This is a genomic window from Flavicella sp. IMCC45537 (assembly GCF_057197705.1).
In genome coordinates this window covers 3,809,392-3,828,707 of record NZ_CM170067.1, presented here as the reverse complement: position 1 = coordinate 3,828,707, position 19,316 = coordinate 3,809,392, and the positions used below count along the sequence as shown (strand labels likewise).

Annotated in this window: 17 protein-coding genes; 13 read left to right on the top strand and 4 right to left on the bottom strand. The window is 34.1% G+C overall.

The window, feature by feature from the left end:
• The first annotated feature begins 163 nt into the window (after positions 1-163).
• Complete coding sequence (locus AC2DGP_RS15585; RefSeq protein ID WP_484490984.1) at positions 164-568, top strand: acyl-CoA thioesterase; 405 nt, start codon at positions 164-166, stop codon at positions 566-568.
• Positions 569-603: 35 nt separating this feature from the next.
• On the opposite strand, the gene AC2DGP_RS15580 is transcribed toward AC2DGP_RS15585, so the two are convergent.
• Positions 604-1,209 carry an IMPACT family protein gene (locus AC2DGP_RS15580; protein WP_484490983.1) on the bottom strand — a complete coding sequence of 202 codons (606 nt, stop codon included), beginning with the start codon at positions 1,207-1,209 and terminating at the stop codon, positions 604-606.
• A gap of 12 nt (positions 1,210-1,221) precedes the next feature.
• Positions 1,222-2,376, bottom strand: coding sequence for a bifunctional diaminohydroxyphosphoribosylaminopyrimidine deaminase/5-amino-6-(5-phosphoribosylamino)uracil reductase RibD (ribD, locus tag AC2DGP_RS15575; RefSeq protein ID WP_484490982.1), 1,155 nt, complete (start codon positions 2,374-2,376; stop codon positions 1,222-1,224).
• Between ribD and prmC the strand changes: the two genes are divergently transcribed.
• From prmC to AC2DGP_RS15550, 5 genes are all read left to right on the top strand, one after another.
• A complete protein-coding gene (gene prmC / locus AC2DGP_RS15570; protein ID WP_484490981.1) occupies positions 2,375-3,226 on the top strand; it encodes a peptide chain release factor N(5)-glutamine methyltransferase in 852 nt (283 codons plus the stop codon). The genes ribD and prmC overlap by 2 nt on opposite strands.
• A gap of 113 nt (positions 3,227-3,339) precedes the next feature.
• Positions 3,340-4,017, top strand: coding sequence for a tRNA (guanosine(37)-N1)-methyltransferase TrmD (trmD, locus tag AC2DGP_RS15565; RefSeq protein ID WP_484490980.1), 678 nt, complete (start codon positions 3,340-3,342; stop codon positions 4,015-4,017).
• A complete protein-coding gene (locus AC2DGP_RS15560; RefSeq protein WP_484490979.1) occupies positions 4,010-5,491 on the top strand; it encodes a glycosyltransferase family 39 protein in 1,482 nt (493 codons plus the stop codon). The genes trmD and AC2DGP_RS15560 overlap by 8 nt, the downstream gene beginning before the upstream one ends.
• Positions 5,492-5,648: 157 nt before the next feature.
• A complete protein-coding gene (rplS, locus tag AC2DGP_RS15555; RefSeq protein WP_300326325.1) occupies positions 5,649-6,002 on the top strand; it encodes a 50S ribosomal protein L19 in 354 nt (117 codons plus the stop codon).
• 497 nt (positions 6,003-6,499) lie between these two features.
• Positions 6,500-8,710: an NADP-dependent isocitrate dehydrogenase gene (locus tag AC2DGP_RS15550; protein ID WP_484490978.1), complete on the top strand. Its 2,211-nt coding sequence runs from the start codon at positions 6,500-6,502 to the stop codon at positions 8,708-8,710.
• Between the two features lie 57 nt (positions 8,711-8,767).
• On the opposite strand, the gene AC2DGP_RS15545 is transcribed toward AC2DGP_RS15550, so the two are convergent.
• Positions 8,768-9,793 carry a LacI family DNA-binding transcriptional regulator gene (locus tag AC2DGP_RS15545; RefSeq protein ID WP_484490977.1) on the bottom strand — a complete coding sequence of 342 codons (1,026 nt, stop codon included), beginning with the start codon at positions 9,791-9,793 and terminating at the stop codon, positions 8,768-8,770.
• A 255-nt stretch (positions 9,794-10,048) separates the two neighbouring features.
• Here AC2DGP_RS15545 and AC2DGP_RS15540 point away from each other — a divergent pair, with 255 nt between their 5' ends.
• Both AC2DGP_RS15540 and AC2DGP_RS15535 read left to right on the top strand, forming a co-directional pair.
• Positions 10,049-11,095: a PfkB family carbohydrate kinase gene (locus tag AC2DGP_RS15540; RefSeq protein WP_484490976.1), complete on the top strand. Its 1,047-nt coding sequence runs from the start codon at positions 10,049-10,051 to the stop codon at positions 11,093-11,095.
• Positions 11,096-11,155: 60 nt separating this feature from the next.
• Positions 11,156-11,824 carry a bifunctional 4-hydroxy-2-oxoglutarate aldolase/2-dehydro-3-deoxy-phosphogluconate aldolase gene (locus AC2DGP_RS15535; protein ID WP_484490975.1) on the top strand — a complete coding sequence of 223 codons (669 nt, stop codon included), beginning with the start codon at positions 11,156-11,158 and terminating at the stop codon, positions 11,822-11,824.
• Between the two features lie 68 nt (positions 11,825-11,892).
• Here the strand turns inward: AC2DGP_RS15535 and AC2DGP_RS15530 are convergent, their stop codons facing one another.
• Entirely contained in the window at positions 11,893-12,927 is a 1,035-nt protein-coding gene (locus tag AC2DGP_RS15530; protein WP_484490974.1) for a LacI family DNA-binding transcriptional regulator, read from the bottom strand.
• Positions 12,928-13,257: 330 nt separating this feature from the next.
• Between AC2DGP_RS15530 and AC2DGP_RS15525 the strand changes: the two genes are divergently transcribed.
• Genes AC2DGP_RS15525 through AC2DGP_RS15505 form a run of 5 tightly spaced genes read left to right on the top strand, consistent with a single transcriptional unit; the run spans position 13,258 to position 19,258 of the window.
• Positions 13,258-14,271, top strand: a complete 1,014-nt coding sequence (locus AC2DGP_RS15525) for a zinc-binding alcohol dehydrogenase family protein (RefSeq protein ID WP_484490973.1) — start codon at positions 13,258-13,260, stop codon at positions 14,269-14,271.
• Between the two features lie 11 nt (positions 14,272-14,282).
• Entirely contained in the window at positions 14,283-15,935 is a 1,653-nt protein-coding gene (locus tag AC2DGP_RS15520) for a UxaA family hydrolase (RefSeq protein WP_484490972.1), read from the top strand.
• Positions 15,936-15,979: 44 nt separating this feature from the next.
• Positions 15,980-17,416 carry a tagaturonate reductase gene (locus AC2DGP_RS15515; RefSeq protein WP_484490971.1) on the top strand — a complete coding sequence of 479 codons (1,437 nt, stop codon included), beginning with the start codon at positions 15,980-15,982 and terminating at the stop codon, positions 17,414-17,416.
• A gap of 53 nt (positions 17,417-17,469) precedes the next feature.
• Complete coding sequence (locus AC2DGP_RS15510) at positions 17,470-18,297, top strand: amidohydrolase family protein (RefSeq protein WP_484490970.1); 828 nt, start codon at positions 17,470-17,472, stop codon at positions 18,295-18,297.
• 10 nt (positions 18,298-18,307) lie between these two features.
• Positions 18,308-19,258 carry an aldo/keto reductase gene (locus tag AC2DGP_RS15505; RefSeq protein WP_484490969.1) on the top strand — a complete coding sequence of 317 codons (951 nt, stop codon included), beginning with the start codon at positions 18,308-18,310 and terminating at the stop codon, positions 19,256-19,258.
• Positions 19,259-19,316: the final 58 nt, after the last annotated feature.

Here is a 19,316-nt window from a genome sequence, read left to right as displayed (position 1 = left end):
TGTTTTAATAGAGTAAATTTTTAGTTAATCCTTGTCTAAATTGACACGTTCCCATCGTTCATTTTAGTTATACAAAAGTGTGAATATTTTTTAGTATAAAAAAATGAATTCGCTATAGGTTCTTATTTATTTTTTCCGTAAAATAACAGCATAAATTTATAAAATGATAGAAAACAACACATCGTTTAAGATAAGATATAGTGAAACGGATCAAATGGGGTATGCACACCATGGAAACTATGCACAATACTTTGAAATTGGTCGATTGGAATTGCTCCACGACTTAGGTATTTCCTATAAAAAAATGGAAGAAGAAGGATTAATACTACCTGTATATAGCATAAATACTAGGTTTATACAACCTGCTAGATTTGATGATACATTAAGACTAAGAACTTTATTAAAAGAAATTCCAGGAGCACGGATTACTTTTGAATATGAAATTTACAATTCAGAAAACAAAAAAATTAGCACCGGAGAAACGGTTTTGGTTTTCGTAGACACGAAAAAAAATAGACCCATAAAAATTCCTCAAGACTTGCTTTCCAAAATCTTGGATAAATTCTAAAAATTAAAATTCAATTTTTAAAAAGACTAAAAAAATTAGAGTTTTTTTACATCTATAAAATGAAATGTTTCGAACATGTTTTTTACCTGTGAAAACTCTGATTTTTTTATGCTTAAAATCAACTTACAACTTGCGGTCATTTCTTGAGAAAAAACAGTTAGCCTTTTTTGTTTTACCACCCGCATCACTTTATTCATATGTTGGTAATGAAACGTAAGCTGTAATTTATCTTCAATTGTTTTTTTAATGATTTCTGAAACCTCCATAGTTATTTGAGCTGAAGTTTTATAGGCTCTAATCAAACCTCCTACCCCTAATTTTACACCACCAAAATAACGAACTACAACTATTAAAACATCCGTAACTTCTGCAGCTAAAATCTGCCCATATATTGGCTGACCCGCAGAATTACTCGGTTCTCCGTCATCATTTACACGAAATCGGCCAGGATCTACCCCCAACTTGTAAGCATAACACCAATGTCTCGCAGCATGATGAGTTTTCTTAATCTCCACTAGCAATTCCTTCACCTGTTCCTCCTCTGTAACCGGAAAAGCATAGCCAAAAAATTTACTTCCTTTTTCTTTAAAAAGTGTTTCCTCTGATTTTTTTTCTAACGTTTTATAAACATCTACCACCATGATTAATAACTATTAGAAATTTTTAAATACCTTTAATAAAGTTCCTTTCAAATCCGTAACTGTATCGGGTAGAACAGGTAATTCGGGAGCTTTTACTCCTTCACTAAAATAATTTTCACCATAAAATACGCGTGCCTCATCCCAAACACCCTCTCTAATAAATGAATTCAAAGTTTGTGAACCTCCTTCTATGATAATCGATTGAATTTGGTGCTTCATTAAAATAGAACACAGTTGTTTGATCACATCAGCATCAAAATTTAACGGTTCATAAACAATTAACTCATCTGAATCTGGTAGCAAATCACCAGAAACACTTGTACATACAATAGTTTTTACCGACCTATCAAACAGATAATTTTGTTCCGATACACGTAGCGTTCTATCCAACAAAACCCTAACAGGTCCGTCTCCACCCCAAGTTCTCACATTTAACTTTGGATTATCATCTATTGCAGTATTAGTTCCAACTAAAATCGCATGCTCTTCAGCCCTCCATTTATGTACCATTTGCCGTGAAACAGTATTACTTATCCAAACCGGACGTCTCGTTTCTTTATGTAGAGGAGCTACAAAACCATCTTGAGTTTCTGCCCATTTCAATATGATATAAGGCCTTTTTTTATTCTGAACCGAAAAAAACCTTTTGTGTTGTTCAAGACATGCGTCTTCTAAAACTCCAACCTTAACATCGATTCCATTTGAAATCAATCGCTCAATTCCCTTACCAGCAACAACAGAATGCGTATCCACACATCCAATAACAACTTTAGGGATTTTATGCTTTATGATATAATCCGCACAAGGTGGCGTTTTTCCATAATGAGAACACGGCTCTAAGGTTACATATAAAGTTGCTTTTTGCAGTAGCTTTTTATCAAACACCGCATCAATAGCATTTACTTCAGCATGTGAACCTCCATATGGACTTGTATATCCTTCACCAATTATAATGTCTTCACAAACAACCACAGCTCCAACAGAAGGATTTGGTCTTGTCAAGCCCAATCCATTTTTTGCTAACTGAATACATCGATTCATGTACATCTCATCTAATCCCATACAGCAAAAGTAAGTCGATTCCTTGAGAGTAACAATTTCATGACTCCAAGAAATTTTATCAATCTGTCCCACTTTTCTAAAAACGAACTTGTATTTTTGCCACATGACAATTTCTCAACTGAAATCCTTGTTCCACTCGGAACTGCAGAACATTTACCCAATCAATGAAATTGATTCCTTTTATCATATTCTAACGGAATCAGAACTTAAGCTTTCGAGAGTTGAGAAGGCACTAAATCCAGAACTAATGATAACGGATTTTTCTGAAGTGTTTTTCAGAAAAGCAATCAAAGAACTTTCAGAAGAAAAACCAGTACAACATATCACAAATAACACAGAGTTTTTCGGTTTAAACTTTACAGTCAATAAAGATGTATTGATTCCTAGACCCGAAACTGAAGAATTAGTAAGCTGGATACTAGAAAGCACACAAGGTAAAAAGGATTTAAAAATTCTAGATATCGGAACAGGATCAGGATGTATTGCCATCTCTATTGCAAAACACCTTCCCTCAGCAAAAGTATCCGCGATTGATTTTTCAAAACCTGCTTTGGACACAGCAAAAAGAAATGCTGTTGAGAATAACGTTTTCGTAAACTTTATACAACAAGACATTTTAAAAACAGAGCAACTTTCCGATACTTATGATATTATTGTAAGCAACCCCCCTTATATAAGAGAACTTGAAAAAACAGAAATCAAAAAAAATGTTTTATCCTTTGAGCCCCACAGTGCTCTTTTTGTTTCTGACAACAATCCCTTAATTTTTTATAAGAAAATTGCAGATCTCGCTATCAACAATCTACCTAAACATGGATTGTTATTTTTTGAAATCAACCAATATTTAGGGGAAGAAACTCTTAAAATGCTACACAACACTGGTTTTATCAATAATGAGCTAAAACAAGATATTTTTCAAAATGACCGAATGACGAAATCAGCTATCAACAATTAAAGCAGATATGTTATAACTTTAGTTCAAAAAAAACACCCCCTTTCAATCAATACAGAGATCCCCTTCTGATTTTCTAAAACAAAAACTCAAAACAATTTAATTACATTTGCAAAATGAGAATTGACATTATAACCGTATCACCTGAACTAATTCAAAGTCCGTTTGAATATTCAATATTAAAAAGAGCGCAAGACAAGGGCTTGGCAGAAGTGCACTTTCATAATTTAAGAGACTTTGCTTTAAACAAATACAACAAAATTGATGATTATCAATTTGGTGGGGGTGCTGGAATGGTTCTTATGATAGAACCTATTGACAAATGCATTTCAAAATTAAAGGAGGAAAGAGATTATGATGAAATCATCTACATGACTCCTGATGCTCCTATTTTAAACCAATCCACTGCAAATACGCTTTCTTTAAAAGAAAACATCATTGTTTTATGCGGCCATTATAAAGGTGTAGATCAACGTGTTCGTGATTTGTTTATCACCAAAGAAATCTCTATTGGGGATTATGTTTTAAGTGGTGGTGAACTTGGCGCTGCTGTCTTATGCGATAGTATTATACGACTTATCCCAGGCGTACTAGGAGATGAAACCTCTGCTTTGACAGACTCTTTTCAAGATAATTTATTATCACCTCCCGTATACACAAGACCTGCTTCCTATAAAGGAGCCGAGGTGCCAGAAATTTTACTTTCAGGAAATTTCCCAAAAATTGATGAATGGCGATCTGACAAAGCCTACGAACGCACAAAACAAATCAAACCAGAACTTTTAGATGAATAGAGTAACTGAATTTTTAAAATCGTATCCAGCCTTAAGCATCGTTTTAGGGTTTCAACTTTTTAGATTTTTTTTATTGCCATTTATGGGTTTGATGCCCCAAGATGCCTATTACCATTTTTACGGTGAGAATTTATCCCTCTCTTATTTTGATCATCCTGGGATGATCGGATACATTTTGAGGTTTTTCACTACTATTTTTGGAAAATCTGTTTTTGTAGTAAAATTTGCAGACTTTTTCATCACCTCTATCACCTTATTGAGTTTTTACAAACTCGGTAGTCTATTCTTATCAAAAGCCAAACTTAACAATGCCTTAGTGCTGTTATCGACTACTGTTTTTATCTCAATCTTAAGCATCAACTCCACACCCGATGTTCCGTTAATTCTATTTTGGACTCTGTCACTTATTTGCTTAAGCAAAGCCATTTTTGAAAATAAAAAACTTTATTGGATTTTAGGTGGAATCACCATGGGACTAGCCTTTAACAGTAAATACACGGCATTGCTGTTACAGATAGGCTTGATAGCGTTTCTAATTTTCTCTAATAAATACAGAAAACTGTTATTATCTCCTTGGGTATGGGCTTCTTTGGTTGTTTCAGTTATCGTCACATTCCCTGTTTGGTACTGGAATTATCAAAATGAATTTGCATCCTTCTTATTCCAATCTTCTGACAGGACTGGTAGTATTTCAAAGTTTCAAGTCAAACCAAAATATTTTTTCGGAGCCATTGGACATCAAATATTTTTACTACTACCAATAATCCTAATTAGCTTTTTTACATTAATTTATAAATACATAAAAAAGGCAGTCACAAAATTCAAACTTCCATCTGATCAGATTCTGTTTTTATTAGCATTTTTCCTACCTACATTCCTAGGATTCTTTTTATTGACCCCTATCTACTGGGTGAAACTAAATTGGATGATGCCCTCTTATATCTCTGGTATCTTATTAGCTGCGATATTTATCAAAAAGAAGAACATCAAATTACAAGTTTACATTTCAGCTGGTATTCATGTTTTAGTGAGTCTGCAAGTATTATTTTACTTAGTACCGATCAAAAGTGATGACACTTGGGTAGGATGGGAAGAATTAGTTATTGAAACAGAAGCAATTCAAAAAGCATACCCAGACTCCTTTGTTTTTTCTGATGATGGTTATAAAACTACAGCATGTATGACCTTTTTTACGGATCAAAAAATATATGCTCAAAATATCATCGGTAAAAACGCACTTCATTTTGATTATATCGGAGATAACCTTAGCATACTTAAAGGGAAAACAGCACTTTTTATTGACTCTGATAAACGATTTAAGAATAAAGACAAAAATGGCTCTCACCCCGCAGAATTGGATGCATATTTCTCTAAGGTAGAGGAATTAGAACCAATAATCATCCAAGTAAACGGAAAAGATTCTCGTAAATTTTGGGTGTACGAATGCTCTAATTATAAGCCAAACGGTAAATAACCTATAAACAACTAAGATATAGAAGTTTAAACTTTTTTAAAAAAAATCTTACTCAGGTTTTTAAAATAAAAAAAACAACTATATTTGCAACCTCAAAATCAACCTCTGACGAAAATCGTGAATGTTGCTTATGAAAAAAACCATTAAATAAAAAGAAATGGCAAATTTAGTAGATTTTGTACAAAGCGAATTTGTAGCAAAAAAAGAATTCCCAGAATTCCAATCTGGAGACACAATTACAGTGTATTACGAAATTAAAGAGGGAAGTAAAACTCGTACTCAGTTCTTTCGTGGAGTAGTTATCCAAAGAAGAGGATCAGGAGCTTCTGAAACTTTTACGATTAGAAAAATGTCTGGAACAGTTGGTGTAGAGCGTATCTTCCCAATTAACTTACCAGCTTTACAGAAAATCGAAGTTAACAAGCAAGGTAAAGTAAGAAGAGCTCGTATCTTTTACTTTAGAGAGCTTACTGGTAAAAAAGCAAGAATCAAAGAAATTCGTCGTAAGTAAGACTTACTTTTTTGAAACTCATAAAAACTCGTTAGAATTCTCTAACGAGTTTTTTTTTGGATCTAATAAATCTTACATCATCCTAAAAATATTTAAATTATCTCCGGTAAATAAACCATGAACCCACGACCTTACAATTAAGGAATCATCAACTATATTTTAAATCCCTAAGAATAATGTAAACTTAAGTGTATCCGTAATTCTAATTTTCTTTAAATAAATTTCAATCAAATGAGGATATTTTATCATTTTTTCACAACTCCTCAAAAACCTCTAAGGATATTTTAGCATTTTTCAAAAACAACCTAATATTTCTATTATTTTAGAACTTGATAATCTTCATATTATCACTACATTTGTGCTGCTTTAAAACAGTGTAAAAACTGTGTTAATTCATAAAAAGAAATCCACTTTTATTTTCTGGAAATCTTTTAAGATCAAATTGATAATGTATTACTAGTAATTGATTTTTTTCAATACTATAAATTAAGAATCCTATGACAACAAAGACATCACAAATAGTGTATACAATCACGGACGAAGCTCCTGCATTGGCTACCTACTCTTTTCTACCTATTGTAGAAACATTTGCAAAACAAGCAAATATCAACGTTCAGAAAAAAGATATTTCACTTGCTGCTAGAATCTTAGCTAACTTATCTGAATTTCTTCCTGAAGATCAAAAAGTTGATGATGCTCTTGCTGAATTAGGAGCTTTGGCAAAAACGCCAGAGGCTAACATAATCAAACTTCCAAATATTTCTGCTTCTATTCCACAATTGCAAGCGGCAATTAAAGAATTACAAGCACAAGGATTTGCATTACCTGATTTTCCTGCTACACCACAAAACGAAAAAGAAGAAGCTATTAAAGCAGCTTATTCTAAAGTTTTAGGTTCTGCGGTAAACCCTGTTTTACGTGAAGGTAACTCTGATCGTAGAGCGCCATTAGCAGTATCTCAATACGCTAAGAAAAACCCTCATAGAATGGGGAAATGGGAAAAGGACTCAAAAACACATGTTGCTTCTATGGAAGCGAATGACTTTTATGGATCTGAAAAATCAGCAACACTAGAAAAAGCAACTGAATACAAAATTACTTTCAACGGTAAAGATTTAAAAGGATATGCTCCTTTATTAGCTGGTGAAGTAATTGATACTTCTGTAATGAGTATTAGTGCATTGAAAGAATTTGCCGCTAAAGAAATTGCAGATGCAAAAGCAAACGGTGTATTGTTTTCTTTACACATGAAAGCAACAATGATGAAGGTTTCTGACCCTATTATCTTTGGAGCTATTGTAGAAGTTTTCTACAAAGATGTATTTGAAAAATATGCTGACTTATTTACTGAATTAAATGTTACTGCAACCAATGGTATTGGTGATGTATATGCCAAAATAGCAGGACATGCTCAAGAAGCTGAAATTAAAGCTGCTATTGATGCTGTTTATGCAGATGCTCCTGCAGTAGCTATGGTAAATTCTGACAAAGGAATTACTAATTTACATGTACCATCTGACGTTATTATTGATGCATCTATGCCTGCAATGATCCGTACATCAGGTCAAATGTGGAACGCAGAAGGACAACAACAAGATACTAAAGCTTTAATTCCGGATAGATGTTACGCTGGTGTTTTCCAAGCTACTATCGATTTCTGTAAAGAAAATGGCGCTTTTGACCCAAGAGAAATGGGAACTACTCCAAACGTTGGATTGATGGCTCAAAAAGCTGAAGAATATGGTTCTCATGATAAAACATTCCAATTGGATGCTAATGGAACTGTTGAAGTTGTAGATATTGATGGTAATGTAATATTATCTCAAGAAGTTCAAGAAGGAGATATCTTTAGAATGTGTCAAACAAAAGATGCTCCTATCCAAAACTGGGTAAAACTAGCAGTAGATAGAGCAAGAGCTACAGGATGGCCTGCAGTATTCTGGTTAGATGAAAACAGAGCTCACGATGCTGAAATCATCAAAAAAGTAAACACATATTTGCCTACTCATGATACAGAAGGATTAGAAATTCATATCATGGCTCCTATCGAAGCTACTTTATTTACATTAAAAAGAGTAAAAGTAAACTTAGATACTATTTCTGTTACAGGAAATGTATTACGTGACTACTTAACAGACTTATTCCCTATTTTAGAATTAGGAACTTCTGCAAAAATGTTATCTATCGTTCCTTTAATGAACGGAGGTGGATTGTTTGAAACTGGTGCCGGTGGATCTGCTCCAAAACACGTTCAACAATTTGAAGAAGAAGGACATTTACGTTGGGATTCATTAGGAGAATTCTTAGCTTTAGCTGTTTCACTTGAAGATTTAGGTATCAAAACTGATAACAAAAAAGCACAAGTTCTTTCTGCTGCATTAAACACAGCAAACAGTGCTTTCCTAGAAAATGATAAAGCTCCTTCTCGTAAGGTTGGTGAGTTAGACAACAGAGGAAGTCACTTCTACCTTGCTATGTATTGGGCACAAGCATTAGCAGCTCAAAACGAAGATGCAGAATTGAAAGAAATCTTCACTCCTGTTGCTTCAGAACTTACAGCTCAAGAAGCTACAATTGTAGAAGAATTGAATAATGCGCAAGGTGCTTCAATGGATATCGGTGGTTATTACTACCCTAACACTGAAAAAGCAGCAACTGCTATGAGACCAAGTACTACTTTAAACAAAGTATTAGCTTCAATCTCATAAGCATTTCAAATAATTCAAATACAAAAAAACGTCTAAATTTTGATTTAGACGTTTTTTTTATTTCTTTTTTGAAGAATCTCTTACAATCAATTCCGCATCTAAAATCATCTTATTCAAAACAGGTGGGGTATCCGCTTCTTCAATTCTTCTTAGAAAAGCCTCAGCCGTCAATCTACCAATTTCTTTACTATGCTGCTCCACTGATGTTAATGGTGGGGTTACTAAAGATGTAAAGGGTTCATTACTAAAACCAACGATAGCAATCTCTTCAGGTACTTTTACCCCCTGCTCTTTCAACAATTCTAACGCACCCAAAGCAGCATAATCCCCAGCAACATAAACAGCATCAGGTCTGTGTTTATATTTCAAAATCTCTTCCATAATCAATCTACCATTCTCTTTGGTTAGATTGCATTCAAAAATTAGATCTTCATCCAAGGGTAAATTATGTTTATCCAAAGCAGCACGATATCCTCTAATTCTATTTTGAAAAATTCTAGTATGTCTATAACCTCCTATATGGGCAATCCTTTTACACCCCTGAGCCACAAGATGATCTACCACCATCAAACTACTTTCGTAATCATCAATTCCAATATAATCAACACCTAAATCATTTTCCCCACGATCAAATAAGACCAAGGGAACATCTTTGGATTTTATCTTCTCGTAATAAGAAAAGTCTTTAGTCTCATTCGCCAAGGAAGCAATAATTCCATCTACCTGGGTAAACAACAAAGCATCAATGATCCTACATTCTTTTTCAAAAGACTCATACGATTGAGAAATGATAATGTTGTAACCTTTTTCGCTTAAAACATTCTCAATACTCTCCAAAACAGCAGAGAAAAAATTACTATTTGCCCTAGGAATAATAACTCCCACTAAATTACTTTTTCCTCTTCTTAAGGCACTTGCTAAATAATTGGGTTGATAATTTAAATTTTTTGCAACTTGTTGAACTGAAGATTTCGTTTTCTCACTAATCCTAGGGTGGTTATTCAAGGCTTTTGAAACCGCAGAAGGTGTCAAACCTAACACATTAGCAATGTCTTTTATCGTAGTTTTTTTTTTAGTTCCCAAATTATTTATATATTTGTTCCAACGTTTGAACAAAAGTAGTTTATTTTTGTAACAACACCAAACCCACAAAACTTTCAAAACACAGTAAAAACAAGTGCTTGAAGGATTTTTTTGTGCGTAATAAAAAGGATTGAAACAAGACAATCCTATTTTTTGGTAAACTTGTTCAATCGATAGAACAGAATATTATTAGTCTAAACATAAACGTACGATTTGAGTAACATCAAATCAATAATTAAATTAAACAACAATAAAATGGGTAAAGTAGTAACTTTCGGAGAGATCATGTTAAGATTGGCTCCACAAGGATTTTTAAGATTTTCACAAGCAAACAGCTTTGATGCTATTTATGGAGGTGGTGAATCTAACGTAGCTGTTTCTTTAGCAAACTACGGTGTAGATGTAGATTTCGTAACTCGTTTACCAAAAAACGATATCGGAGAATGTGCATTAATGGAAATGCGTAAAAGAGGAGTTGGTGTAGATAAAATCGTATATGGTGGAGATCGTTTAGGGATTTACTTCTTAGAAACAGGTGCTGTATCAAGAGGATCTAAAGTAGTTTATGACCGTGCTCATTCTGCTATCTCTGAAATTGAATCAGGAATGATTGATTGGGATGTTGTTTTTGATGGATGTGAATTTTTCCACTGGACAGGAATTACTCCTGCAATCTCTCAAGGAGCAGCAGATGTATGTCTAGAAGCTGTAAAAGCTGCAAGTGCTAAAGGAATTACAATTTCTACTGACTTGAACTACCGTGCTAAATTATGGAATTTCTGTGACGCTGCTCATAGAGAATCTATCATGACTGAATTGACTTCTTACTGTGATATTATCTTAGGAAACGAAGAAGATGCAGAAATGCACTTTGGAATCAAGCCAGAAGGAATTTCTGTTCAAACAGAAGGACACAATGTGAAAGCAGAGGCTTTCTTATCTGTATGTGAGCAAATGATGGAAAGATTCCCTAGAGCTAAAAAAGTAATTACTACTTTAAGAGGTTCTATCTCTGCATCTCACAACACATGGGCTGGAGTATTATATGATGGAAAAACTTTATTCCAAACTCGTCAGTACCAAATTACTGATATCGTAGATAGAGTTGGTGGTGGAGATTCATTCATGGGAGGATTGATCTACGGATTATTACAGTTCCCTGAAGATGATCAACATGCCTTAGACTTTGCTGTTGCCGCTTCTTGTTTGAAACACACTATCAAAGGAGATGCAAACTTGGCAACTGTTGCTGAGGTTGAAAAATTAATGGGTGGTGACGCTTCAGGAAGAGTTGCACGTTAATCAATAATATTCATCTACCCTGCTGCATTATCGTAGCAGGGTATTTTTAAAACATATAAAATGGCACAATTTACAAGAATTGAAGTTGCAGCTGCAATGAAAGAAACAGGAATGATTCCTTTGTTTTTTAACCAAGATATCGAATTAAGTAAAAAAGTACTAAAAGCTTGTTACGATGGTGGAGCACGTTTGATGGAGTTTACTGCACGTGGAGATTTCGCTCATGAAGTTTTCGGAGAATTAACGAAATATGCAATTGCTGAATTACCGGGAATGATTATGGGTGTTGGTTCTGTAACTGATGGAGCAGCAGCTTCATTATACATGGCATTAGGAGCAAACTTTATAGTTACTCCTGTATTAAGAGAAGATATCGCTATTGCATGTAACCGTAAAAAAGTATTATGGTCACCTGGATGTGGTTCTCTTACCGAGATTGCAAGAGCGGAAGAATTAGGATGTGAAATCGTAAAATTATTCCCTGGAGACTTATACGGTCCTAAATTTATCAAAGGTATCAAAGGACCTCAACCTTGGACATCAATTATGCCTACAGGTGGAGTTGCTCCAACTGAAGAAAACCTATCTGGTTGGTTCAATGCTGGTGCAACATGTGTTGGTATGGGATCTCAATTGATTTCTAAAGATATCCTTGCGAATAAGGACTACGCTAAACTAGAGCAAGATGTAAAAGCTGCTTTAGCTATCGTTAAAAAAGTAAGAGGATAATTTTTTATTTTCTAAAAAATAAAAGCGCAGTTTTTACTGCGCTTTTTTTATGTTTTTTATTGAAAAGTTTATTCCGCACTATTTTTTCTTGAAGAAGCTCTTATCAACAATTCAGTCTCAATAATTATTTTATTTATAGCTCCTTCTTCAATAGGATTATCAATTCGATTTAAAAAAGCTTCTGCCGCTAATCTACCAATCTCTTCACTGTTTTGGTTTATCGTTGATATTGCAGGAGATACATAAGAAGTAAAAGTTTCGTTACTAAAACCTACCAACGCGACTTCCTCTGGCACTTTAATATTATTTTCAAGTAATACTTGTAGAACTCCCAAAGCTGCAAAATCTCCCGCTGCATAAACAGCATCGGGTCTATTCGGTAATTTCAATAACTCTTCCATTATTCTTCTACCATCCTCTAAACGCAAAGTACTTTTACTAATGATAGTTTCATCAACGGGTAAGCCTCTTTTCTCCAAAGCATCCACATACCCCCTGATTCGATTTCCATATACTCTTGTATTATCATAACCACCTAAATGAGCAATACGACTACAACCTTGAGCGACCAAATGGTCGATAATCTTAAAACTCGTTTCATAATCATCAATCCCAACATAGTCAACTTTTAAATCCAACTCACCTCGATCAAACAAAACCAACGGTATTTCCTTGGCTTTTATTTTTTCGTAATAACTTAAATCTGTAGTTTCATTGGCCATCGAAGCAATAATCCCGTCGACCTGTGTAAATAATAAAGATTCAATACACTTGCACTCCTTTTCAAACGATTCATTCGACTGAGTAATAATAATATTATACCCTTTGGCATTCAAAACCTCTTCAATATTTTCTAAAACTGAAGAGAAAAAATTACTATTATTTCTAGGAATAATCACCCCGACCAATCTACTTTTTCCGCTGCGCAATGCACTTGCTAAGTGATTGGGTTGATAATTTAATTTTTTTGCAACTTGACGCACTTCTGCTTTAGTTTTCTCACTAATTCTAGAGTCATCATTCAAAGCTTTTGAGATAGCCGAAGTGGACAATCCCATCACCTTGGCAATATCTTTTATGGTGATTTTTTTTTTAGTCGTCAAAATTTTTATACATTTGCTATATCGTTATAGCAAAGATAGTTAAATATATTTCATCACAAAAATGGAATAACACATAATCATCTTTTATTTTTGTAGAAACAGGTTTTGGATTATTGAATAGCAATATTTTTTTTTTAATCGATTAGCTAAAACGATGTAGCAGGTAGAAACTCCGATGTTTTCTATCTTCTCAAAAGAACCAAAAGAGAATTTTCTCTTTTTTTTACCGCTTGCTAAAACGATGTAGCAAGTTGAACATAATTGAAAATTACATAGTCTTCTTTTACAGAAGAACCATTAATAATATTACTAATTCTAAAGAATAAAAGAATGAAATACATTGTTTGCGAAAAACCAGGTGAGTTTATCTTAAAAGAAAAAGAAGCACCGGTAAGAAAAGAAAATGAAGCTTTATTACAAATCAATAAAGTTGGAATTTGTGGAACGGATTTACATGCATACTCTGGAAATCAAGCATTCTTTACATATCCTAGAATTTTAGGACATGAATTAGCTTCTGAAGTATTAGAAATAGGAGAAAATGCAAGAGGAATCAAAGCTGGAGATAAGGTTGTAATTATGCCTTATGTAAGCTGTGGAAAATGTATTGCATGTAGAAACGGAAAAACAAACTGTTGCACAAACATTACTGTTTTGGGTGTGCATGGTGATGGTGGTATGCAAGAACAAATTGCTGTTCCTGCAGATATTTTATTACCTGCAAATAACTTATCAAATGATCAGATGGCAATCGTTGAGCCATTAGCTATTGGGGCACATGCTGTTAGAAGAGCTGCCATTACTCCAGGAGAAACGGTTGCTGTAGTAGGTTGTGGTCCTATTGGAATTGGGATTATGAAATTAGCCCAAATTGCAGGTGCAAAAGTAGTTGCTATAGACATGAATGAGCAACGTTTAGAATATGCAAAAGAAAAAATTGGTGTAGAATACACTGTAAAAGCTGGTGAAGGTGCAGCTGAAGCTATTGCTGAATTAACAAATAGTGACATGTGTACTGCTGTTTTCGATGCGTCAGGAAATAAATTTGCCCTTGAAGCTGGCCCAAGTTATATGTCTCATGGTGGACGTTTTGTTTTGGTTGGATTATCTAAAGGTGACTTAACTTACAACCACCCTGCTGTTCACTCTAAAGAGATGACTTTAATGTGCAGTAGAAATGCAACAACTGAAGATTTTGAACATGTAATCAATGTATTGGATCAATTCCCTACGGAATCTTTTATTACTCACAATGTTCCTTATACTGAAATGATTGAAAATTTTGACAGCTGGTTAAAGCCAGAAACAGGAGTTATCAAAGCAACAGTTGACTTTAACTTATAAAAAATAACAGGATGTCTAAGAATTATGTTCAAATAGATCCAAAGGATAATATTATTGTAGCAATTACAAACCTTGACAAAGGACTTGCAACTACTATCCAAGGAAAAGAAGTTATCTTAAAAGAAAACATTAAACAAAAACACAAATACGCTCTGAATGACTTTTCTATTGGAGATGAAATATTTATGTATGGTGTTTTAATTGGAAAGGCTATTGAGCCAATCCAAGCAGGGTGTGCAATTACCATTAACAATGTAAAACATGCTTCTGCAGAATTTAATGATTCACAGGAAAAATTTACATGGACAGCACCAGATGCCTCTAAATTTGAAGGAAGAACTTTTAACGGATACCACAGAGAAGATGGTAAAGTTGGAACTGGAAACTACTGGTTGGTAATCCCTTTAACTTTTTGCGAAAATAGAAACATCGATGTTTTAGAAGGAGCTCTTTCTGAAAAATTAGGATATGAAACTAAAAAAGATTTTGCTGTTGATACAGATGCATTGATCGATCAATATAAAGCAGGTGCTTCCTCTGAAGAAATCTACAGTACTCCTATCATTACTACAAAAGAAGAAATGTCTAAAAACAGAGTATTCCCTAACGTAGATGGAATTAAGTTTTTAAAACATGACGGAGGTTGTGGAGGAATTAGACAAGATTCTGAAACCTTATGTAAACTTTTAGCAGGATACATTGCAAATCCAAATGTGGCTGGAGCTACAGTATTTAGTCTAGGGTGTCAAAATGCTCAAATTGAAATGCTTCAAAATGCCATCGATGCGATTACTCCAAATAACACTAAACCTGTTCACTATTTAGAGCAACAACAAAGCGCAAGTGAAAGAAGTTTAATTGAAGAAGCTGTAAAACACACCTTTGTTGGATTAACTGAGGCGAATAAAATTGAAAGAAAACCCGCACCTGTAAGTAAAATTGTTCTCGGTCTTGAATGTGGTGGTTCAGATGGTTTTTCTGGAATCTCTGCCAACCCAGCATTAGGATATGCTTCTGATTTATTAGTAGCTTTAGGTGGAAGTCCAGTATTATCTGAATTCCCTGAGTTAAACGGAGTTGAACAAGAAATTATCACACGTTGTAATACTGAAAAGGATTCTAAAAAATTCTATGATTTAATGAGAGCCTATTCAGCAGCGGCCGTAGCCGTAGGATCTGGTTTTGAAAACAACCCATCTCCTGGAAATATCAAAGATGGTTTGATTACTGATGCTATGAAATCTGCCGGTGCTGCTAAAAAAGGAGGAACCTCCCCTGTTGTTGAAGTTTTAGATTACACAGAACAAATAACAAAACCAGGATTGAATCTATTATGTACGCCTGGTAATGATGTTGAGTCTACAACTGGTTTGGTTGGTTCTGGTTGTAATATTGTGGTATTTACTACAGGACTTGGAACTCCAACGGGAAACCCAGTTGCACCTGTCTTAAAAATATCTAGTAATACCAAACTATACGAAAGGATGAATGATATTATTGACATCAATACAGGTACAGTAATTACTGGTGAGGACACTATTGAATCTATGGGAGAAAAGATTTTAGACCATGTAATTAGAGTTGCAAGTGGAGAAACCCCTTCAAAGGCTGTATTGCACGGACACAATGATTTCATTCCATGGAAACGTGGAGTTTCTCTATAGAACACAAATTAACAAACACTTTTACATCTAAAAGATAAAATATTATGAATTCTTTAAACAGAACAAACGCTTCAGTAAAAACATATACTGAAAGAATAATCCAATTTGGGGAAGGAAACTTCCTTAGAGCCTTCGCTAACTGGATGATTCATGAAATGAACAAAAAAGCTGATTTTGACGCAGGTGTTGTGGCAGTACAACCCATTAATCAAGGATTGATTAAAATGTTAAATGATCAAGATGGATTGTATACATTATACCTAAATGGTATTAAGAATGGTGAGGCAATCTCAGAGCATGAAATAATTGATTGTATCCATAGAGGAATCAACCCTTATGAAAATAATTCAGATTATTTAGCAACAGCAGAAAACCCAGACTTGCGTTTTGTTATCTCTAACACTACAGAAGCTGGTATTTCTTATAATGCTGGTGACAAATTAGAGGATGCTCCACAATCTAGTTATCCAGGAAAATTAACGGCATTACTATACAAAAGATTTCAAACTTTTGGTGGCGCATCTGATAAAGGATTGATTTTAATTCCGTGTGAATTAATTGATAAAAATGGAGACAACTTAAAACGTATCATTTTACAATACGCAGCAGACTGGAACTTAGGAGAAGAATTTGTTGAGTGGATCAATGAAGACAATATTTTCTGCAATACTCTTGTAGATAGAATTGTACCAGGTTATCCAAGAGATAAAATGGACGCTATTACCGAAGAATTGGGTTACAAAGACAACTTGGTTGTTGAAGGAGAACAATTTCACCTTTGGGTAATTGAAGGCCCCGCATCAGTAAAAGATGAAATTCCAGCAGAAGCATGTGGTTTAAATATTGTTTTTACTGATAATATGGAACCATACAGAACACGTAAAGTTAGAATTTTGAACGGTGCTCATACTACATTAGTTCCTGTTGGTTACTTATATGGAATCGACAAAGTTCGTGAATCTTTAGAAGACGAAGTTGTAGGAAATTACTTGAAAAATACAATCTTCAATGAAATCTGTCCTACCCTAGATTTATCTCAAGAAGAATTGAATCAATTTTCAAATGATGTCTTAGATCGTTTTAGAAATCCATATTTAGAGCATGCACTTATTAGTATTTCTCTAAATTCAACATCTAAATTCAAAACTAGAGTTTTACCTTCTGTATTGGAATACATCAAACGTAAAAATAGTTTACCACAAGGGTTGTTATTCTCTTTAGCATCTCTAATTTCATTTTACAAAGGAAAAAGAAATGGTGAAGAAATTGCTTTAAAAGATGATGCTTCCGCAATAGAGTTCTTTGCTGCTCAATGGGCTAACGGATATCAAGCAAGCATTGTAAAAGCAACACTTGCTAACACTGATTTCTGGGGAACGGATCTTTCTGCTATTGAAGGAATGGTTGAAGCTGTTTCAACGCATCTTGAAGCCATTGAAACAAAAGGAATGCAAACAGCATTACAAGATTTTATAAAATAATACATAACCCATTAGGCCTTCTTTACATAAAGAAGGCTTTTCAACTATAACTTATGACTATAGATTCTCATCAGCATTTTTGGAACTATGAGCCTATCAAACACGAGTGGATAGATGAAAGCATGGCAGTAATTCGAAAAGACTTTACTCCTAGCGATCTAAAACTGGTATACAATGAAAACAATATTGACGGTTGCGTTGCTGTACAGGCAGATCAAACACTTGAAGAAACCGACTTTTTATTGGAACTAACTGCCTCTAATGATTTTATAAAAGGGGTTGTTGGATGGGCTGATCTACGATCAGAAAATATTGAAAATACGTTGGCTAACTACCAAGATAAGGAAAAATTAAAAGGTTTTCGTCATGTAGTTCAAGGTGAAGCTGATCATAATTTTTTATTACGTCCCAACTTTACAAGAGGAATCACTTTATTAGAGAAATATAATTATACATACGATATTTTAATTTTCCCTCATCAATTAGGAGCTACTTTGGAATTTGTCAAAAAATTTCCAAATCAAAAGTTTGTCATTGATCATATTGCTAAACCATATATAAAAGACGGTTTCTTTGATGGATGGGCAACGATGATTAAAAAAATTGCTACATATGAAAACGTATCCTGTAAATTATCTGGAATGATTACGGAAGCGGATTTCAACAGTTGGACAGAAAATCAAATACATCCTTATATGGAAGTCGTGTTGAATTCCTTTGGAGCGCAACGTACTATGTATGGATCAGATTGGCCGGTTTGCCTGGTCGCGGGGAATTACACAAGAGTAAAAAAATTAACAACAGAATTTATTGCAAAATTAAGTACCACTGAGCAACAAGCGATTATGGGGAATAATGCAATCAAATTCTATAACTTATAAAATTAAAACTATGAATATCAAACCAACTTACATTGAGGCGGATTATAGAAAAAGTGAATTCTTTAACAACAAAAGCCGTTTGGTATGCGGTTGCTCTGGATTAGGAGGTGTTTGGAGACCAATCAAAGAAGCTGTTGCTGTAGATACCCTCTTATACGCATTAGATAGCGGAATTTCTGTATTTGATACTTCTCCATCCTATAACCAATCTCAATTATATGTAGGAAAAGCTTTAAGAGAATGGAAAGGAGAAAAACCATTTGTTAGTACAAAGGTAGGGCGCCTCAAAGGAGAAAAAGCAGACGATTGCATTGTTGATTATTCTACAAAAACAATGAGAGAAAGTGTGTATAAAAGTCTAGAATTACTGGGCTTAGACAAAATTGACTTATTATTTTTACATGAACCACATTTAGTTCCTGTTGAAAGAATGGATGAAATTATGGATTGTTTGCAGTCTTTTAAGAAAGAAGGAATCGTAGATATGCTAGGTGTTGGTGGAAATCCAATAGATAGATTTTACCCTTATTTAATAAAAGAAAATTTTGATGTTATCTCCGGTTTCTTAAAAATGGATGCTTGTAATCTATCGGCTTTCGAAAAAGATATTCCTCAAATAAAAAAGGAGAATATTGCTTATTATGGAGCCTCAGCTTTACATATGGGACTATTAGGAAGAAGGTTAGAGGAATATAATTTCGATAGGCCTAACAATGAATGGATTACAAATTTAGATGTAGATATTGCCTTAGAAATTAAAAAGATTGCTCAAAAAAATGACATGTCTTTATCTCGATTAGCTATGCGATATGTTTACTCTATCAAAGAGGCAGACAGGGTTGTTGTTGGACCGACTTCTAAAGAACAGGTAAAAGACATCTTAAACTCCTGGAATGAAGGAAAACTTTCGGAATCTCTATTTAACGAAATTACATCTATTATTGCTAAATTTAGAAATTAACAAACATCAATAATAACTTAGTTCAATTTCAGAGTTATAAATACATCTATCATACCAT